Source organism: Candidatus Chloroploca sp. Khr17 (assembly GCF_004138165.1).
GTDB lineage: Bacteria > Chloroflexota > Chloroflexia > Chloroflexales > Chloroflexaceae > Chloroploca.
Genome location: NZ_RYFF01000029.1, coordinates 39,871 through 56,491, shown reverse-complemented (window position 1 = coordinate 56,491; position 16,621 = coordinate 39,871). Strand labels below are relative to the sequence as shown.

9 protein-coding genes are annotated in these 16,621 nt (G+C 62.6%); all 9 read right to left on the bottom strand.

Annotation, left to right across the window (positions count from 1 at the left end; genetic code table 11):
* Positions 1 to 66 precede the first annotated feature (66 nt).
* The 9 genes from EKD05_RS16370 to EKD05_RS16330 all read right to left on the bottom strand — a co-directional run bounded on the left by EKD05_RS16370 (position 67) and on the right by EKD05_RS16330 (position 16,598).
* Positions 67 to 1,854, bottom strand: a complete 1,788-nt coding sequence (locus EKD05_RS16370) for a hypothetical protein (RefSeq protein WP_129674654.1) — start codon at positions 1,852 to 1,854, stop codon at positions 67 to 69.
* A 300-nt stretch (positions 1,855 to 2,154) separates the two neighbouring features.
* A complete protein-coding gene (locus tag EKD05_RS16365; protein WP_129674652.1) occupies positions 2,155 to 6,051 on the bottom strand; it encodes a hypothetical protein in 3,897 nt (1,298 codons plus the stop codon).
* A gap of 99 nt (positions 6,052 to 6,150) precedes the next feature.
* The gene (locus tag EKD05_RS16360) at positions 6,151 to 8,151 is read right to left on the bottom strand and encodes a hypothetical protein (protein ID WP_129674650.1); all 2,001 of its coding nucleotides are present in this window, start codon (positions 8,149 to 8,151) and stop codon (positions 6,151 to 6,153) included.
* 14 nt (positions 8,152 to 8,165) lie between these two features.
* Complete coding sequence (locus tag EKD05_RS16355; RefSeq protein ID WP_129674648.1) at positions 8,166 to 9,026, bottom strand: hypothetical protein; 861 nt, start codon at positions 9,024 to 9,026, stop codon at positions 8,166 to 8,168.
* A gap of 107 nt (positions 9,027 to 9,133) precedes the next feature.
* On the bottom strand, positions 9,134 to 11,500 hold the full coding sequence (locus EKD05_RS16350; RefSeq protein ID WP_165360767.1) for a phage tail protein: 2,367 nt from the start codon (positions 11,498 to 11,500) through the stop codon (positions 9,134 to 9,136).
* 2 nt (positions 11,501 to 11,502) lie between these two features.
* Entirely contained in the window at positions 11,503 to 13,764 is a 2,262-nt protein-coding gene (locus tag EKD05_RS16345; RefSeq protein WP_129674644.1) for a putative baseplate assembly protein, read from the bottom strand.
* 6 nt (positions 13,765 to 13,770) lie between these two features.
* On the bottom strand, positions 13,771 to 14,154 hold the full coding sequence (locus tag EKD05_RS16340; RefSeq protein WP_129674642.1) for a GPW/gp25 family protein: 384 nt from the start codon (positions 14,152 to 14,154) through the stop codon (positions 13,771 to 13,773).
* A gap of 6 nt (positions 14,155 to 14,160) precedes the next feature.
* On the bottom strand, positions 14,161 to 15,897 hold the full coding sequence (locus EKD05_RS16335) for a hypothetical protein (protein WP_129674640.1): 1,737 nt from the start codon (positions 15,895 to 15,897) through the stop codon (positions 14,161 to 14,163).
* On the bottom strand, positions 15,891 to 16,598 hold the full coding sequence (locus EKD05_RS16330; protein ID WP_129674638.1) for a phage baseplate assembly protein V: 708 nt from the start codon (positions 16,596 to 16,598) through the stop codon (positions 15,891 to 15,893). The genes EKD05_RS16335 and EKD05_RS16330 overlap by 7 nt, the downstream gene beginning before the upstream one ends.
* Positions 16,599 to 16,621 lie beyond the last annotated feature (23 nt).

Below are 16,621 nucleotides of genomic sequence, written 5' to 3'. Positions count from 1 at the left end.
CGGGCTTCGCATCCCAGAGCCGAGCGCTTGAGCGCGGCGGTATCAAGCGGAGAGCGGAGAATATGTTCAAAGACCATAACGTAGCTCCTCCACGTTGGCATAATGAAAAGAGACGACTTTCCCTAACCACGGCACCCAGCCGGGATTGAAGTCGAGGCCGTGACGTCGCAGGCGCAGATCGGTCTGGCTGTGGTCGAAGGTGAGGTCGAGATGGGTTGCGGTGGTGCTGATCAGGGCGGGACGGGTGACGAGATCGTGGAGGCCGATATGGGCCGGGCTGCGCCGGAGCCAGCGACGGGTGGCGGTGAGCCAGGCGTGCGTTGGTGAGGGTAGGTTCGCCAGGGGTGTGCCCCGCCGCAGTTCTGTTGCCGCACGCAACTCGTGCAGGCCCGCCGGTCGCTGGTGTGACCACCGTGCGAGCAGCAGGCGTCCGGTGCGATCAATGATAACACGCTGCCCTGGCTGTTGCTCGACGCGATGGATCGTGGCGTATGGCAACGCCGCCGGGCCGTTGTGCCAGGTCGTGGGTGCAACGAAGGTGAGCGCGGGATTGTCGGGTGGTGCCTCGCCGAGAAGGTTGTGCAACGGGTCGCGCTCGGTGAGACCGAGGCGCGTAGCGACGATGCGCAGCAGCGCCCACCCCAGGTCGGCCTCGATCCAGTGTGGTTGGGCCGTCAGAAATGCTCGGATGCCGAGGCGCTCGAGCACAGGGAGCAAGAAGAAGAGGCCGCCAAGCCGGGTCACTGGTGGCATGGCGAGCGGTGGCGCCAGGGTGGACATTGGTTTGTCGGGTTGACCAGTGCGTGTCGGCGATGGCTGCGGCGTCACGGTCTGGTTGCCCTGCGGCCCTGGCCTGAGGTGCAACGAGCGCTCGATTGGTACACCGAGGGCCGAAACGGTCGTGCTGCCAGGCAGCGGCAGTTCATCTGAGGTTGCCTCGGCTGGATACGTCGCGGTGTGCGCGGCCTGAGCCTGGTGCCGGTCTTGGTCTAGTTCTGGGGAACTGCCAACTGGTGAAGGCTGTGTCGTTGGTGCGGCGGTCATCGTGCTGATGAGGAGCGCCGCACGTTGCGCCAGCGTCGGATCAAGCAAGCGGGGCGGATGGGTGGCAACAAGGGCACTGGTGGCGAGCCAGTGCGAGCGTGGATCGGCGCTGCCCCACTGCTTGAGCCAGCGTGTCAGCGGCACGCGCCACTTTGCGCTGAGCAGTGCGGTTGGCATTGTCGGCGACCCTGTGATGCTGTGTGTTGGCGCTGCCGCATTGAGGGGCAGCGCTGGCATGGCAGGCGCGGCTGGCGCAGGGCTAGGCCAATGACGCAGCGCTAGCAGCCGTGCGCCGTCAGTGGGTGTCAGGGTCGCCAGCAATGGATCGAGCGCCGTGCGATCAGCGAGTTCAGTGAGCACGCGCAGCAGCATTGCGGTGCCGACACTGGTGGCAGGGATCGCATAGAGCAGCGAACGCAACGGCGCACGCGGGTCGAGGGGCGGGACAACGAGCCGCCAGAACCAGGCGTTGATTGGCTGACGCGCCACGAGGCGCAGGGCCAGCATTGTGTAGGCCTCGGCTTCGTCGTGAAAATAGACCACCTGGGCCGTCGGTGCCCCTGCCGTCGCCGCATGCACCGCCGTTGTGCGCAACAGACGCATCCGTGCTTCGAGGGCCATCGCGAGCGCGACGGGATTGCGGGCAGGATCGATTGTGCCTACATGCAGATAGCGCACGAGCAGCAGACGCCCTGGCCCGGCCCCGGGCAGTGACGCGGTACGCAGGGCATCTTCAAGCAGGAACGCGCCCCGCTGCACTAGATGGGCAGCAGGGGCATGCAGACGAACGCGATGGACCAGACGTGACATAGGCTGCTATTTCCTATTTCCTTGTTTAAGTAGTCTGGGAAGTAAGTTTTCTGGTGTCGTTGGCCGACCACGAATGGGGGCCACGAATAAACGAATACGTGCGTCACCAAGCCCATATTCGTATATTCGTGATCAGTATTCGTGGTCGGCGGCGCGACCGGGACATGTACTTCACACACTACTACTAGTCTGTCAACAAAGTTTTCTGCTCTGCTGCCGAAGGTAGTGCCGACTTCAGTCGGCCCTCCCATATCTTGACGCCACGCGTGCGACGGATCGCTGTGCCAAAGGTGCATGGCGCTACAGATTTCTCAGCATCTGACTCGTCGCTTGACTCAACGCAAGCGTCGAAGGTTCGGCGAGTTGCACCCGTCCATTGACTTCGAGTTGCACCGTGGGTTGCATCGTCTTGATCACCTGTACCGACGCCACGCTGCCGGCGAGGTCATCAACGAGCGCCTGGGCGACCACGGTATTGCCCTGGTAGAGCAAGGCGATCATGCCGACATGCACCTTCGCCGGATCGATCTTCAGCCGCACACGACTTCCTTCGCTGGCTGTGGTGGCTTCTTCAATTGAGGCGGCAACCAGTTCATTGACGGGGGCGTGGCTCGCTAACAAAATGCAGACGCGCACAAGATCATTGATGAAACTGGTCGCCTCGGGCACCCGATCATCAACGCGCAGGAAGAGCCAGTCAGCCATCGTCTGCAACTCACGTCGTTCGAGCCGGTCGATCTCGCCCCAGCGCGGCAACGACGCAAGATTGCGCAGGTTCACCGGCTCATCGTACTGGCTCAGGCGTTCGGCCCAGGTCAGGCGCAGTGCTGGCAAGACCGCCGCAAAGCCGTTGTAGAGACAGGCAGCGACGTGCATGATCTGGTTGAGCGCAGTGGTGGCTTGATCAACAATGTCGCTGCGGCTATGCCTGGCATTGAGCAGATCGTTCAGCGTGACATGTTCTTCGGCGGTGACCCGGGTATGCTGCCAGCTTTTGCCGATCGTCGCTTGGTTTAGGTCGAGGCGGGCGGTTGCACTGCGCTGCTCGACCACGATCTGTTGTTGCGCGGTATAGACCCGACTGATCCCGCTCGCGAGCAGGTTTTGACTTTGGAAGGCCGGCTGGATGGCATATTGAGCCGGTTGGAAGAGTTGCGCCCGGTTGCGTGCCGTGAGGATCGTTTCGACCATTGTTTCGACTCGGTCGAGCCGCTGCAAGAGCGGGCGCAGATCGTTGAGCCACTTGAGCGGCGTTTCGCGCAAGAGTGCCACCATCTCGCGGAGCTCGGGGGCGATATAGGCGCGCCGGGCAAGGCAGGCCGGAATGGGTGCCGCGACCAGGCCATTATCAACGAAGCGTACCGGGACATCCTTGCGATGATCGCTGAGGCGTGGTCGGTAGTAGGCGAGAAAGGTGACGTGCTCGGCGATGATCTGATTGCGACGGTCGTTGATCGCCGCAATGCGGGCGGTCTCTTCTGCCAGCAGCGCCGTCGCTACGGCGACGTCGTGGCGCGCTTCGGCGAGCTCGTCGCCGATCAGCTTGAGCCGACGATCGGCCTGGGCCGCGAGATCGGTGATGGTCTTGAGCGTCTGCTCGCACCGGGTGATCACGGCCCGATAGGCGCGCATACGTCCTTCAACGAGGCGCAACACCGCGATGGTATGTTCCGTTTGCTGCACCGCAAGCGAGAAGAACTCGGCTTCGTCGGCGTCGGCGGGATCGGGGTCGCGCAGCAGATCGAGGAAATTGTTCGCGGCAAGATCGCGCAACGTGCGCGACTCGCGGCGGAGCCGTGTGCGCCCATCGCCTACCTCTTCGAAGACGGGACGGCCATCCTGGTAGACGGCGACACCCGGGACGCTGATCTCATCGAGGTTGAGGCCCATCTCGAGCAGTTTGTGGAAGCCGCTTGCAACATCAAACTTGGCCGCAATCGTCGCCTCTTTGGCCTCATTCGCCTCGGGTGCGCGCAGCCGTTCGGCAACGGTCATCGTGCGAAAATCGTAGCCTTTGCCCACCAGTTGGGCCTGGCCAATGATTGCTTCTTGGGGCGGCACGAGCGACGGTGTCGCAAAGAGTTTGCCGCCGCTGGCGGTGGTAGCCTGGCCGCGGACGCTGTCGAGGGCCAGTTCGCCGCGCCCCCCGCTGAGGTCGCGCCACCCAGCAGCGAGCTCGGCTGCAACCGTTGCGTCGGGGATGCTTCGCCCGGCCAGACTAGCGGTGAGCCGACTGACTTCGCCGGAGAGAAAGAGGTTGCGGGGCGTCGCGCCACTGAAGCCGGCGGGTGGCATCCCCGGGGTCGTTGTGGAACGGATCGTTGCCCCGGCCACGAGGCCGCGACCACCGAGATCACCTGGGGTCGGCGCATCGCCAATGATCGGCGTGCCCTGGGCTCGTTTCAAAACATCAGGCTGCACGACACTCCCCAGGTAGCGCCGAATCTCTTCGTTGGCAATAATGGCCGAGTCGCTTCGGGCAATCTCGGGGAGCGCGGTCGAGGTTGCGAGGCGCGTTGCGCCAACATTGCCCATCAGCAACTGGCGCAGGCGATACATATTAGTCTGCGCCTGAACAAAGCCCAGATCGATGCGGTCGTCGGCTTGCTTGACGCGTTCCTGCAGAAAGACAATGAAATTGCTGAGCCCCATCTGGTCAAACTGGGCCATTTCGGGCTCGCGTAGCAGGGCCTGTTCAGCCAGCCAGTCGCGTAACTCCTGACGTACGGTGACGACCGGCCCTCCGTCGGCCAGCGTTGTGCCATACGCCGCTTCGGGCTCGGCCAGCGCCGGATCATTCGCGTCGAGCAGGTCGTCCCCGGTGAGGATCGTCTCTTCGCCGACCGCATCGGGGTCGGGGTCAGGATAGACAAGGGCCTCGCCGGTGATCGCTTTGACGAGCGCACTGGTGATCTGGTGAACCTGGACGCGCCTTCCCAACCAGCGATTGCGCCGTAGCTCAAATGCAGCGAGCGTCGTTTGAAATTCGTCGTCAACCACCTCGACGCGCAGCAAATCGGGTTCGTACCAGACCTGGGGCACCGGCACGGCGACGCGCACCCGATCGGGGACGCGCAGATCAAATGGGTCGAGTGAGGCGCTTGCCTCAAGCACAACATCGAGTTGTTCGAGCACCACCGGCAGCGTCTCGACCACATAGCCCGGGGGAAAGAAATGGTTCTGGGCGCGCGTCGTGCCGTCGTCGGCAAGCAGACGCGGTTCCAGCGCACCTGCGGGCAAAATGCCTGCGGGAGGCATGAAGCGTACGCGGGCGGCGATCTGCTCAATCGGCATCTGCTCGAGACTCAACTCGGCCATGTAGGCGCTGAAGTGCTGCATCCGCGCTTGCCACAGAAACGGATTACCGTGTTCTGGTAGCAACGGTGTGCGACGACGCGGCTTGCCTCCCGCTCGCACGACGGCATAGCAGTCAACAAAGAGCGCGTTCCAGTTGGCGTCAAAACCGACCAGACCCACCGGAACGCCAAGGTGTTCCCAGGGCATGCGCTCTTCCGGCGCGAGCAACGCTTCGGCTGCAAAGATGGCGTGGGCCAGCTGATTCTGCCACTGGTTGGCATCGAAGGGGGGCAAGGGAAGCGCATGCAACGGCCAGATATACAAAGTCAGGGCAAGCCCATCGATCCACTGCCAATCAGCAAAGGCCTCGTCCTGCTCATCAAGGGCGCACGGATCAGTGCTGTCGGTCGCCGCGCTCAACGGGATGGTCACTGGTGTCAGCAGCAGAATGCATGCGCGTGGCAACGGCTCGGCGTCGGCGCTGGCGATCAGCGCGGCGAGCGAGCGCTGCGTATCGCCGCTGCCCAGGCCCGTCTCGGGCGGAATATAGACCTGCGGCGCGTGGATCGGTACCCGCAATGGTTGTGGCACGGTCACATCATTGCCATCGGGGGTTAGCCCGGTTCCAGGGTTGAGATGCAGAAACGTACCGCCTTCGCCGCGTTCAAGGCCGACCTCGAGACCCTCGATGACCCCGGACGAGACAACCTGACCGCGTAACGCAAGATGCGCCTCGCGGATCGTCTGTTCAGCCTCGAGTGCCCGGTGGCTCAACGAACGCCCGGTAAAAAAATTGAGCCGACGGCGCCAATCGCTGACGAGATCCGGACGTAGCTCGGGATCAACGGCGAGCAAGTGCTCATCGCGCTGCGGATTCCGTATGCTCTTGAGAATTCTCATAGTCTTCCTTTTTCGCTTACCTGGCGCAAACGGCACATCTCTGGCGTACCATGTTGCGCTGGCAGCGAGGGCGTCTCGCCCTCGCTGCCAGCGCAACAATTATTCCCCACGGCGCGGGAAGAAGGGAATCTCAGCCGGGTCAGTCCGTGTGACCCTGATCCCTGCCGCTTCTACTTGTTCAAGCATCGCCCGGAAGACCTCTTCGGGCGACAGATCGCCTTCGCGCAGGGACTGACCCATTTTGAGTAAGAATTCATTGATGGTTGCGAGGTCGTTCTGGTTGCTGAATTGCGTAATCAATTGATCGATCTCTGGAACAAGCAAGAAACGAGGCAACGTCGCGATCAATTCGGGGTGAAACCGAGTCAGCACGTCACCATCCTGGCGACGGATGATCGCGTAGCCATCGCCTACATTTTGATACCGGCGCGCCACAGTGCGCAGACCGGTGCGCTGCATCCCCTCCACAAGACTCATCTCGTGAAGACTGCCGGCGAGCAAGAACGCTTCACTGCGCCAGCGTGCATTGTCCAGCAGCGTGACGACACTCTCCCAGGTGCCGTTTTCGCGGGCAGCCGAGCGGAGCGCGGCAAAACGACGAAAATAGAAATTGGGCAGATCGCGTTCGCCAAGCGCATCAAGCAGGCGATTTTCGCTGATCAGGGTGCGATCGGGCACCTCGCCACCGCCGCCTTCGCCGCCGTCAACCGGTGGTTCGACCGGGAGCGGAATGACCGTGCCGACAAGCTCGGCTTTATAGTGAAAGTTGCGCCGCCGCACAAACCAGAGCTGCTCGGTACGTTGCAAAACCTCTTGCCATGCGCGATCGGCGAGACTCGCTGAATCAAGGATCGGCGGAGGCAGGCGTTGCGGCAGGCGTAGCGTGCGCAGGGCTTCGAGCGGTTTGCGTGCCGCAACGAGGCCGGGCGCAGCCGGGCGCAACAGGCGCGTTGTGCTTTCGAGTTGATTGATGCGCTGGCGTAACTCGCTGCGGGCGAGTGGAATAATGATCTGAATACTGGTGCTTGCGAGTTGATCGGCAGTGAGGGTCAAATCAAGCGGTGGCAGCACCAGACTCTCTTCGAGCAGGATATTCAATTCATCAACGGGCACCACCGCAAGATCGACCTCGATGCCAGGCGGGAAGTAGGTCTGGGTGAAATCATTGGGATTGACCGCCGAGCGAGGAAGGCGCCCAGCGGGCGGCAAAACGCGGAAATAGTCGCTCGCACTGAATGGACGCCCGCCCTGGCGCTCGAGCACGTCGCTGAGATGCTGATCGTACTGCAACAGATGCGCCTCGCGGGTTGCGCGGGTGGCAAAACCGAGCATTGGCCCCAGCCCGATCAGATCGGCATGTTCCGCCCCGATCTCGCGGCGCACCAAAAAGGGATCGATCCACTCGACTGCCCCCCGATTGAGCGCAACCATCGCCAGTGGGAGCGTGCCGACCGGCAGTTCGCGCTCGGCATGTTCAACAAACATCGCGTAGGCAACCTCGGCCCGGCGCTGGTCAAGCTCGATGCTCGTTGCACCGTCGCTGAAAGGAATCAGCGTCACCGCCGTCGCCTCGATGATGTCGCCATCCTCGACGCTGCGTTCGCCTTCAACCGCAGTTGGGTAGGAGACAATGGGATTCGCCGTATACTCGACCGCTCGGAGCGCCACAATGAAGAGTCCGGTCAGCGTGCGTGGCGGCACGGCGGGCACCCGTGACAACCCGAAGGTACGGTTGAGCCGCTCGATCTGTGGGATGTTGTTCAATTGCAAGGTCAGTTCACGCGGAATGATCACCATCTCGCCGAGCGAGGTGAGGCCAAAGCCGGGTTGGATGCGCAAGCCGCGTTGGTCAGCAACCACCTCGAGCCCGCGCACGACGCCGACCCCGCCAGCCTTGCCGAGATCGGCCTGCCGTGTGAGCACATAGTTCTGTTCGTTGGTCAGGTCGCGGGCAGCCAGAAAGCGCCCGTCGAACCACTGTGGGCGACGGCGGCGGTCGTCAACGACCATGATGCCATCGCGGGTCAGGCGGTCGGCATCATCCCGGTTAATGCGCAGCCGCATCAAGCGACGACCTGCATCAAGGTTGAGATCAAACATAGCCTGTCTCCTCTTTATAGACCCAACCATGCCAGCAGGGCTGCGGTCGTATAGGCAAAGAGCCGCCCACGATCACTTACGCTGACATCGCCGGGGGCGCGGGTCGCCGGTGGGCCAGCGGTGGCTGGAATGGTCACGCGAGCGAGAAACACCCCCGTGGGATCTTGCCCAAACACATATTCGGGCAAGCGATTCAGTTCATCCTGTGACGAAACGCGGGCGGCCACGTCCCACGCCGTGTAGATCGCCTCGCGCAGCGCCGCCGGGCGATCCGCCGGGTCAACGCCCTCAACGGCGCTGGCCCAGTGATCAAAGGGCAACGGCGCATCGGCGCGGTCGCGGACAATCAGATCAATGTCGTAGTAGTCACGTAGCCGCGAAGGCTGCACCGCATTGAGCGCGTCGTACGGCCCGGACGCCATCGCCGGGGTTTTGCCCTGCTCACAGGCGACATAGCGCAAATAGAGATCGACTTCAACCCGTGCGGGGCGTGGCGTACCGTCGCTGCTAGCATCGGCCACCAGGATCGGCAGGTCGGCGGCGTTGGCGGCGAACCAGCGCTGCACCCGCAGGCACACCGTACTCGGCACCTCGATCAAGCGTCCCAGCCGATCGACGGCGACTCCTGGATGCACCAGCAACCGCTCTTCGCGACCAGGGTTACCGTCAGCGGCAGGCACTTCAGCCTCGTAGACAACGCGCAGACCAGCCGCAGTCCCCGACCCATGCAAAAAATGAAGCGCCCTGGCTTGTCGCCCCCGGTGATAGGTCTGCTCATCAAGAAAATCCTGGGCATCCAGCAGCACGCCGGTCGCGTAGAAGAGGCGGTCGGTGGTGCGTCTGGACTGTGCCAGCGGATCTGGGTATGTGCTCATGTCTTTGTTCCTTCAGGGCTGCGCCCTGTCATCTGTTGCTTCGCTGGATTCCGTGTTTGCGTTGGGACATGCCAGCGTAGCTGGCGTGGTGTCCCAACGCAAACACTTCATATTCGCTGATCGAGGCGCGGATCAAGAGAGGGCGTTGCTTGGAGCAGATCCCGTACGCCAATCTGGCTTGCGCCAAGGCGGAGCGGCCCCGGTGGACGTTTCGGACTCAGATACGTGTCGATGCCAATCAGGGAACGTAAGGCGACCATGAGTGATCCAGTTGCGGTCTGTACATCGGTGATGATATGGGCCGGGGTTTCCAGCGCGGCGATGCGCTGGATCAACCCCTGCTCTTGCGGTTGCACATCGTTGTGAACCAGGATCGTCACGCGATAGGCCAACCGGTCGAAGAGCGCGGCGATGACGTCGGCCTCGGCTGCGGTAACATCGAGATCGGCGGCAAAGAGGGCCAAAAATTCCTTCTTCTCTTCGTCACCGAGTACAAGGGTGTCGCCAACATAGCTGTTGCCGCTGACTACCATCCCGGCCAGAAGCGGGTTTGTTTCGTCGGCAAGGTTGGCCCCCAGGATGGTGGCGACAACACGACGGAAGCGCCAGTTTTCAATGACGATGATCCGGCCATCGCGGACGCCGTCGCCCGTGGCAATGTCGAGCGCGAGCATGAGCCCGGCCAGCGTGCCGCGCTGCCGGTAGAGCGTCGGGGCCTCGGCGAGTAGGCGTCGGTGGCGCTCTTCGGGATAGGCTGCGTCGAGCGCGAGACCGATCCAGCTTGCCAGCCATTCCAACGCTTCGGGCGGGGTCGTCGCGGGCGCGGTGAGCAGATGCGCCGCAGCGACCCGGTCTTCCAGGATGGTCAGCACGCCTTCGAAATTGCCGACAAACCGTTCCAGAAAATCCGCCGGGGTGCTGCGTTCGCCAGGGGCTAGGTACGCATCAGCCTCAGGCCCAAAGACAGTCTCCTGGTAGAGTTCGGGCAGATAGTTTTCGACATAACTGAAGCGGCTGGCATAGACGCGAAGAGCCCAGACTTCTGGGGTGGTGCGACGATCGCCGTTGAGCACGATGCGGACGTGGAGATAGCGCCCGCGCAGGGTCTTCACTTTGCGCTGCGGGCGCTGGATCAGTGTCGTAAAGAGACCCGCTTTGCCAGGGGTACGGTCGCAGGTGAGCAGGCCTCGATGGTGCGGGATTTCGCTGGCGTGTGGTACCCACGCGCCGACCGGGATATTCTGTTCTCCCACAACGTTGAAGATCGGCCCAAACTGGTGCTCGTGCCATTCCAACTCGTCGGTCGGGGTTGCGCCTGTATCTTCGGCGGCCAGCAAGATCCGTACCCCACATGCGTCGGGCAGGTTGGCTTCGAGGTAGAGCCGGTGCCAGACGGTGCGTGCGCTGCCACTGTCGATGCTTGCCTGATTGCTTGCTTCGCCTTCGCTCGGGAAGCTGGGCAGCGAGAGGAAGTGTAACGGGAGGCTGCCCTCTTCGTCGCTGGTGGGATAGTGCGGCGGCAGCGTCAAGCCATGCACGAAGGGGCCGCCCCCAAAGCGATCAGGCCGCAAGGGGTAATAGTCACCCACCGGCATCACGCGCGCCGCGCCAGGGCTTGCCGAGTAGACCGGGGCTTCGTTGCTGAGATGGGGAACCAGCAGGGCGATGCGATCCAGGGTGACCCAGGCAAGGCTGAAGGGATGCACTACGCCTTGTAAGAGGCATGGCTCATACCATCCCCCGCGTGTGTCAAGATAACGCACAACGGCAGGTGCGCCGTCGGTTTGCCAGCAGAGCACGGCGACTTGCCCATCAGGGCTACACGCAAGGCTAACAGGTCTTGCGGTGGCGACGAAGGTGGCATGCGGATAGAGTTCCAGCCGGGGCGGGTTCGCGTTCTCTTCACAGGGACGCGGCGTATCCGGGTCATACTCAACCTGAACCCGCCTTCGCAATGGCAACCCTGTGACCCGCCCAAGCTGTGGCTGGTCGCGGTCAAGTACCCACACCCCGCCATCTGGCGCCGCTGCCAGTCGCCACGCCGCAAACCCTGGGAGGCTCAGGCTCACCGCATCCCATCGGTCGCGCAGATCGACCAGCGTGACGCCGCCGTTCACCGCAACATAGAGCACGCCGTCGGTGCCGACACAGAGATCCGTCGGCGCTTCAGCGGCGCTCGGGGCTGTCCAGATTGGCACCTGCCCAGCGAGGGCACCGGTTGCCATGATGCGCCCAGTTGCGGCATCCCACCTGGCCCTTGTTCCAAACGCATCGCGAGCTTGCGGAACGAGCTCCAGGCGGGCGGTCGCCTCGGCTTCGGTGCCAGCGGGCGCAACCGGCGGCAAGACCGCCGCCTGGCTGGTGAGCCGCAGCGCACGCCGCTCGCGATCATAGCGCAGCGCCGGTTGTTCCCCCGCCAGCACCCAGTCGTGGGCATCCGCGAGCATCCAGAATTTCAGACCATTGGCATCCATAGTCAGGTGCATACCTCCGGGACAAGCGGGATCGGCACCATCCCTCCGTCGCTCAGGAAGGGATTCGGTACGCCCCGTAGATCGTTCGGTGGTTCGTCATCGGCGACGGCAACAACCGAGAGTAGTTCGGGCAGTTGCCATTTGCTGAGCGGGATGTTGATCAGGGCATTCGTCGTGCTGCGCTCTTGTTTCACCCAATCGTCGCCCGTTGCATTGCGCAGAAAGATATTCAGCCGGTTGCCGAGCAAGCTTTGAACCCCTGGTACCCGTGCGGCGACCAGTTCGAGTTCGCGGTCTTCGACGGTTTTGCCAAGCGGCCAGCCGGTGCGTTGCGGCCCGCCGCCCATCAACGGCCACAAAAACTCGCGTAGCGCCAGGCGCACACTGCGCAGCGTCGCCTCGCGGTCGTAGCCATCGGCGATCTCGACCCCAACACTCAACCCGAGCGGCACGTAGTCAACGCCAATGACATACAATTCGGTGCCAAGGGGCCGCCGTGCTTCAAGGTGGGCATAGACGGTTTCGAGAAAGGGCCGGTCTGGCCGCGGATTCGGTGGGCCGGGTGGCGGGCGGAAGGGCAGCACCATGACCGAGACGATGCCCGGAACCTCTTCGCGCATCTGGTGCGGCTTGAAGCGTGGCAACAACTCGACCCGCGCCACCTGCACCCCTGGTGTCTCGGCGGCGATCGTACGGTAATCCTGGGCTGTGACTGCACGCTCGCGATGACGCAAGACCTGCGGAATCCGCACCTCGGCCTCGGCCAGCGTTTCGGCCTCGAGCCCGCCCTCGGCAGCCAGGGGTTGCGTAACGACGACCCCGGTTGCCCGGCGCCCATCAAGTTCAACCGCATCAAGATCGGTCAGAGACCCGGGCGGCAGGTTCCCCGCAATCCCACCACCGGCCCGCATCTGCGCGACCCGCACCCGCCGACCGGGGGCCGGCACACGGCCTCGTACCCCATTGCCAAACGTGATTGTCCCGGCCTCGGCATCGAGCGTGTAGACACGACTGTCGCGCCCAGCCAGGCTTGTCTCGCCACGTTCCCACGCGACATATCCGAGGCCCTCTTCTTCCACCTGCACCACCAGCGCCGCTGGCTCGACACTCGTGCCAGGCAGCGCCATTTGCTGGTCGCTGCTACCATTGCTTGTGCCGATAATGCGCCCGGTGATGGTTTGTCGTTGATCAACCTCGACCGCGTTGATCCCGACCCAGCTCAGGCGCAGGCTTTCGAGGCGGCGCGTGGGTCGCAACCGTAGCCACGCAACGAGCCGCGCCGCCTTCGCGGGATCGTCGAGGCGCGGTGGCATCGCGCCGGTGCCCGCATTGAGGTGCTGGCGCACGTCGTTGCCCGGGGCGCCAATAAATTGCGGCCCCGGCAAGACGAGCCGCTCGATGCCTCGTTGCGTCAGCCCTGCCGTTGTATCAACAATCTGATCAAGTTGCGTATAGGTCACCTGACCCCGCGCATCCAGGCCGGTAATCTCCCAGAGATGGGGCAGCGCAGCGCGTGGCCCGATCTGCTCATCATTCCAGGCCGGCACACTGATCGCTGGCAACAAGCCGATACTCAACAGTTGCTGACCTCCACCGACACTGGTACCAAGCGTCTGCCGCACCGCTTCGTTGTGGATCGGTTGCAGCGCTGGCTCCTCGGCCTCGGGGGCGAGCAGCGCGAGCCACAACGCCTGATCAATCGTCTCATTGATCAGATCAAAGCCCTCGGGATTGGCTGCGCCACCCGCAAAGACTGGCACCGTCACATAGCCCCGCGCCCGACTCGCATCTTGGGTGCCAAGATAGAGCACCCCGAGATTGTGGACGATCTCGCGATACGTACCCTGCTCGCTCTCGCTCAGCGGGCGTCGCGCATAGGCCTCGGCGGTCACCGGCAGCACCGTCACTTCGCTGGTCGTCTCGAAGGCGACGGGGCCGCTCACCTTCGCCAGGGGCCGCAGGATCGTCGCGCTCGTTTGCATCGGATCGTCAAGCGCTAGCGTCACCAGTGTCCGGGCCGGCATGGCGGGACGCATCGGGATGCCGAGCAACTTGAGAAAGACTAGGCGCTGTCGCTCGGGGATCAGATTGGCTCGATAGAGGATCGAGTCGGCCAGAAACGCAAAGAGCTCGATCAGCGTGCGCCCCGGATCGCCAGGCCGCACATCGGTCCATTCACGCGTGTGTGCCGGCACCCGGTTCAGCAGTTCGCGCACCAGGTCGTCGTAACTGCGATCATCAAGCGTTGGAGGAATGATCGGCATGGTATTCTAGCCTCCCAATTCCATTGATAGCCCCAGCTGGCGGATGACGCCCGTCCGGCGCAGGCGGTACACCACCTCGACCCTGATCCAGGTCGGACGCTCGGGCACCTCGTTGATCTCTACCCGCTCCACCTTGATCCGTGTCTCCCAACGCTCGAGCGCTTGCACAATCGTATCGTGAATGCGCCGATGGGTCGTGAGTGTATTCGGCTGGTGCAAAAAGACCTGCAAACCGCCCCCAAATGCTTGATGCTGTAGGCGTTCGCCGGGGCGTGTGCGCAAAATGATCTGGATCGATTGGCGCACACTCTCGTCAAGCGTCGGATAATGCAGCTGCCCATTGGCATCAGGCACAGCAAGCAGCGGCCAACTGATCGGCTCCTGAATCATAAGTTTTTACTCCTCTTCTGGAACCGGGATCGGCAAACAGATCCGAATAAAAATTAACCAGTTAAAGACGATATTGAGCAAAATAGCAAAAATGATTAAAATAATGAAAGCGATCATCATAATGATGTAAATGCTAAAACTACAGATCCAGAGAATGCCAATGCCGCCGCCGTTGCCTTTGGTCGCATTGCCTTCAAGGAACGCGTTGAGGCCATTGGCCGCCAGGAAGTTTTCGAGGCTTTCGGGGACTTCAAAGGCGACGTTGGGTTTCATCGCTTTCAAGGCCGCCCGCGAAGGCAGGTCGGGCAGTGGAATAATTGCCGGAGGCACGTCGGGATTGTGATCCCAGTGCTGGGCAATCTGAAACACTTCGCTATACTCGCTCCACCAGAGTTGCGGCGGGCACCCGGGTTCACGCTTCACCCGCACAAAGGCCCGGGCGACATAACGCCCCCGGCGCGGGTCAAAGCGCCGCTCGCCCGCGATGAGGTTGAATTCGGTGATCCGGCTCTGCATCCGGTCGGCCAGCGCCCCGAGTACGTCGTCACTCAGCGCGGTGGTCGGGATGCTCCAGGCCAGCGTTTGCCCACTGGCGACGGTGACTTGACTGGTGAGATCGATCTCGCTATCACGGAGGCGTGTGGCGGCATCGGCCACCAGATCGCCAAGGCGCACCTCAAGATAGTCGGCAATGATCTGATTGTTGCGTCCCCGCTGCGTGACCCGCGTGAACGGGGCCACAAGCGTCAGCCCCGGCGTTGTCGGGTCAAGCCCGAGTTGCACCGTTACGCCATTCAGGTGCGCGATCGCTTCCGGGTGCTCAAGGGCGTCCAGTTCAACAACCCAGCGCAAAAGCGACAGAAACCGATCCTGTTGCGTCAACTCGCGCTGTTTGAGTTGGTAAAAATCGACCCCAAGCGGATTCAGTTGCAACGGGATCGTCCGTTGCCCACCGGCTGGCGTCAGATAATCGGCAAAGAGATCGCGCAACTGCCCAATCTCCAGGCGCGGCGGGGCCAGTTGCTCAGTCGGGAGCTCGCTCTGTTCGAGGCTGACCGTCGGGATCATGCCAAACAAGAGCGTTCTGGCCGCACCGACACAGACATCAGGTGGCGCAACATAGAGCGGTTCAACGGCTTCGCTCAGGTGCTCGGCGGGAAGGCGGTGCAGCCCGAGTTGCTCGTCGAGTTCGCGGATCCCGGTACCCAGACGGCGCGGGCGGCGCTGTGGATCGGGATCGCTGTCGTCGTTCAACCCGTCCTCCTGAAGCGGGAACCAGCCGCGCAAGGCATTGCCGTCGCTCAACCACGCCTCGGTCAGGCCCGTCTCGCCATTGATCCGCCGAATCACCAACCCCGAACTCTCGATCTGGGTGCGGTCGAGCTTCGGTAGCCCGGCCTCGCCAAGTTCAGGCAAGAAGTCACAGACCGCTTCGAGCACAACAAACTGGAAGGTGCGATGCACCGGTTGATAGAGTTTGACGGGCGGCTGGAGCTCGCGCTTCGTGCGCTGCAGCACCATGCGGTCGGCCCGCCCAACTGGTCGCGCGGCAAGCTGGTTCTGCATCACGCCCTGGTTGATCGTGCCGCCCCTCAGCTTGGCAAACGCGCCGCCTTCGCTCATATCGGCGAGCAATCCATCAAGGAATTTGATGTCGCTACGGCGCACCAGGGTTGGCCGACTATCACCCGCCTCGTGCAGGCGCAGGCCGCGCAGCAACACCGCATGGTTATGGCTTACCATATGTTGCCAACTCCTACGCTATACGTACCGGCCGTAATCGACGGCGTCGTCGCTGACGGTATAATCGTCGTCGCCCCATTCACTGTCACCTGCGCTCCTTTGATCGTCACCCCACCCGCTGCCGTCAGATCAAGCTTGCCTCCAGCATTAATGGTGATATTCGACGGCGCATCAAGCGTAATGCCACTGCTATCAAGCGTAATCGTCGCATTATTCGCCTTGATCACCACCTGACCACCGCCTTCATCACTCAGCACCACGCTCACCTCGGTCTGATTGGCTGTCTTGAGCGTAATCGTCGGCGTTGCGGCCTCTTCGATCGCAATGCGGCTCTTCTTGGCACTCGTGATTGACCAGACATGCACCTTTTCGTCATCAACCTGTTCAGGCGGCGGCGCACTGTGACTCCAGACCCCCCCAAGCACAACGGGGTAGCGCGGGTCGCCCTGCACAAACCCAACCAGCACCTGATCGCCCTTTTTGGGAATCAGAAACGCCCCCATCTCTTTCCCCGCAAACGGGACTGCCACAGCCGCCCAGATCGGGCCATCCTGCTCGCCAACCCCATCGTGATGCAGCAGCCGCACCTGCACCCGCCCGAGGTTTTCGTCACTATCAACGGCCGAGACCACTTCTGCCAGGTACATCCCGACAAAACGCCCCGCCATTGGCAAATCATAGAGTTCGTGCTCTTGAAGCATGCGTCAATCCCTCTTTAGCCAGG

What these genes read in the sequence shown, in the direction of transcription:
- EKD05_RS16370 (WP_129674654.1), bottom strand. Translation starts at nt 1,854, where the DNA reads ATGTCACGTCTGGTCCATCGCGTTCGTCTGCATGCCCCTGCTGCCCAT.
- EKD05_RS16365 (WP_129674652.1), bottom strand. Translation starts at nt 6,051, where the DNA reads ATGAGAATTCTCAAGAGCATACGGAATCCGCAGCGCGATGAGCACTTG.
- EKD05_RS16360 (WP_129674650.1), bottom strand. Translation starts at nt 8,151, where the DNA reads ATGTTTGATCTCAACCTTGATGCAGGTCGTCGCTTGATGCGGCTGCGC.
- EKD05_RS16355 (WP_129674648.1), bottom strand. Translation starts at nt 9,026, where the DNA reads ATGAGCACATACCCAGATCCGCTGGCACAGTCCAGACGCACCACCGAC.
- EKD05_RS16350 (WP_165360767.1), bottom strand. Translation starts at nt 11,500, where the DNA reads ATGGATGCCAATGGTCTGAAATTCTGGATGCTCGCGGATGCCCACGAC.
- EKD05_RS16345 (WP_129674644.1), bottom strand. Translation starts at nt 13,764, where the DNA reads ATGCCGATCATTCCTCCAACGCTTGATGATCGCAGTTACGACGACCTG.
- EKD05_RS16340 (WP_129674642.1), bottom strand. Translation starts at nt 14,154, where the DNA reads ATGATTCAGGAGCCGATCAGTTGGCCGCTGCTTGCTGTGCCTGATGCC.
- EKD05_RS16335 (WP_129674640.1), bottom strand. Translation starts at nt 15,897, where the DNA reads ATGGTAAGCCATAACCATGCGGTGTTGCTGCGCGGCCTGCGCCTGCAC.
- EKD05_RS16330 (WP_129674638.1), bottom strand. Translation starts at nt 16,598, where the DNA reads ATGCTTCAAGAGCACGAACTCTATGATTTGCCAATGGCGGGGCGTTTT.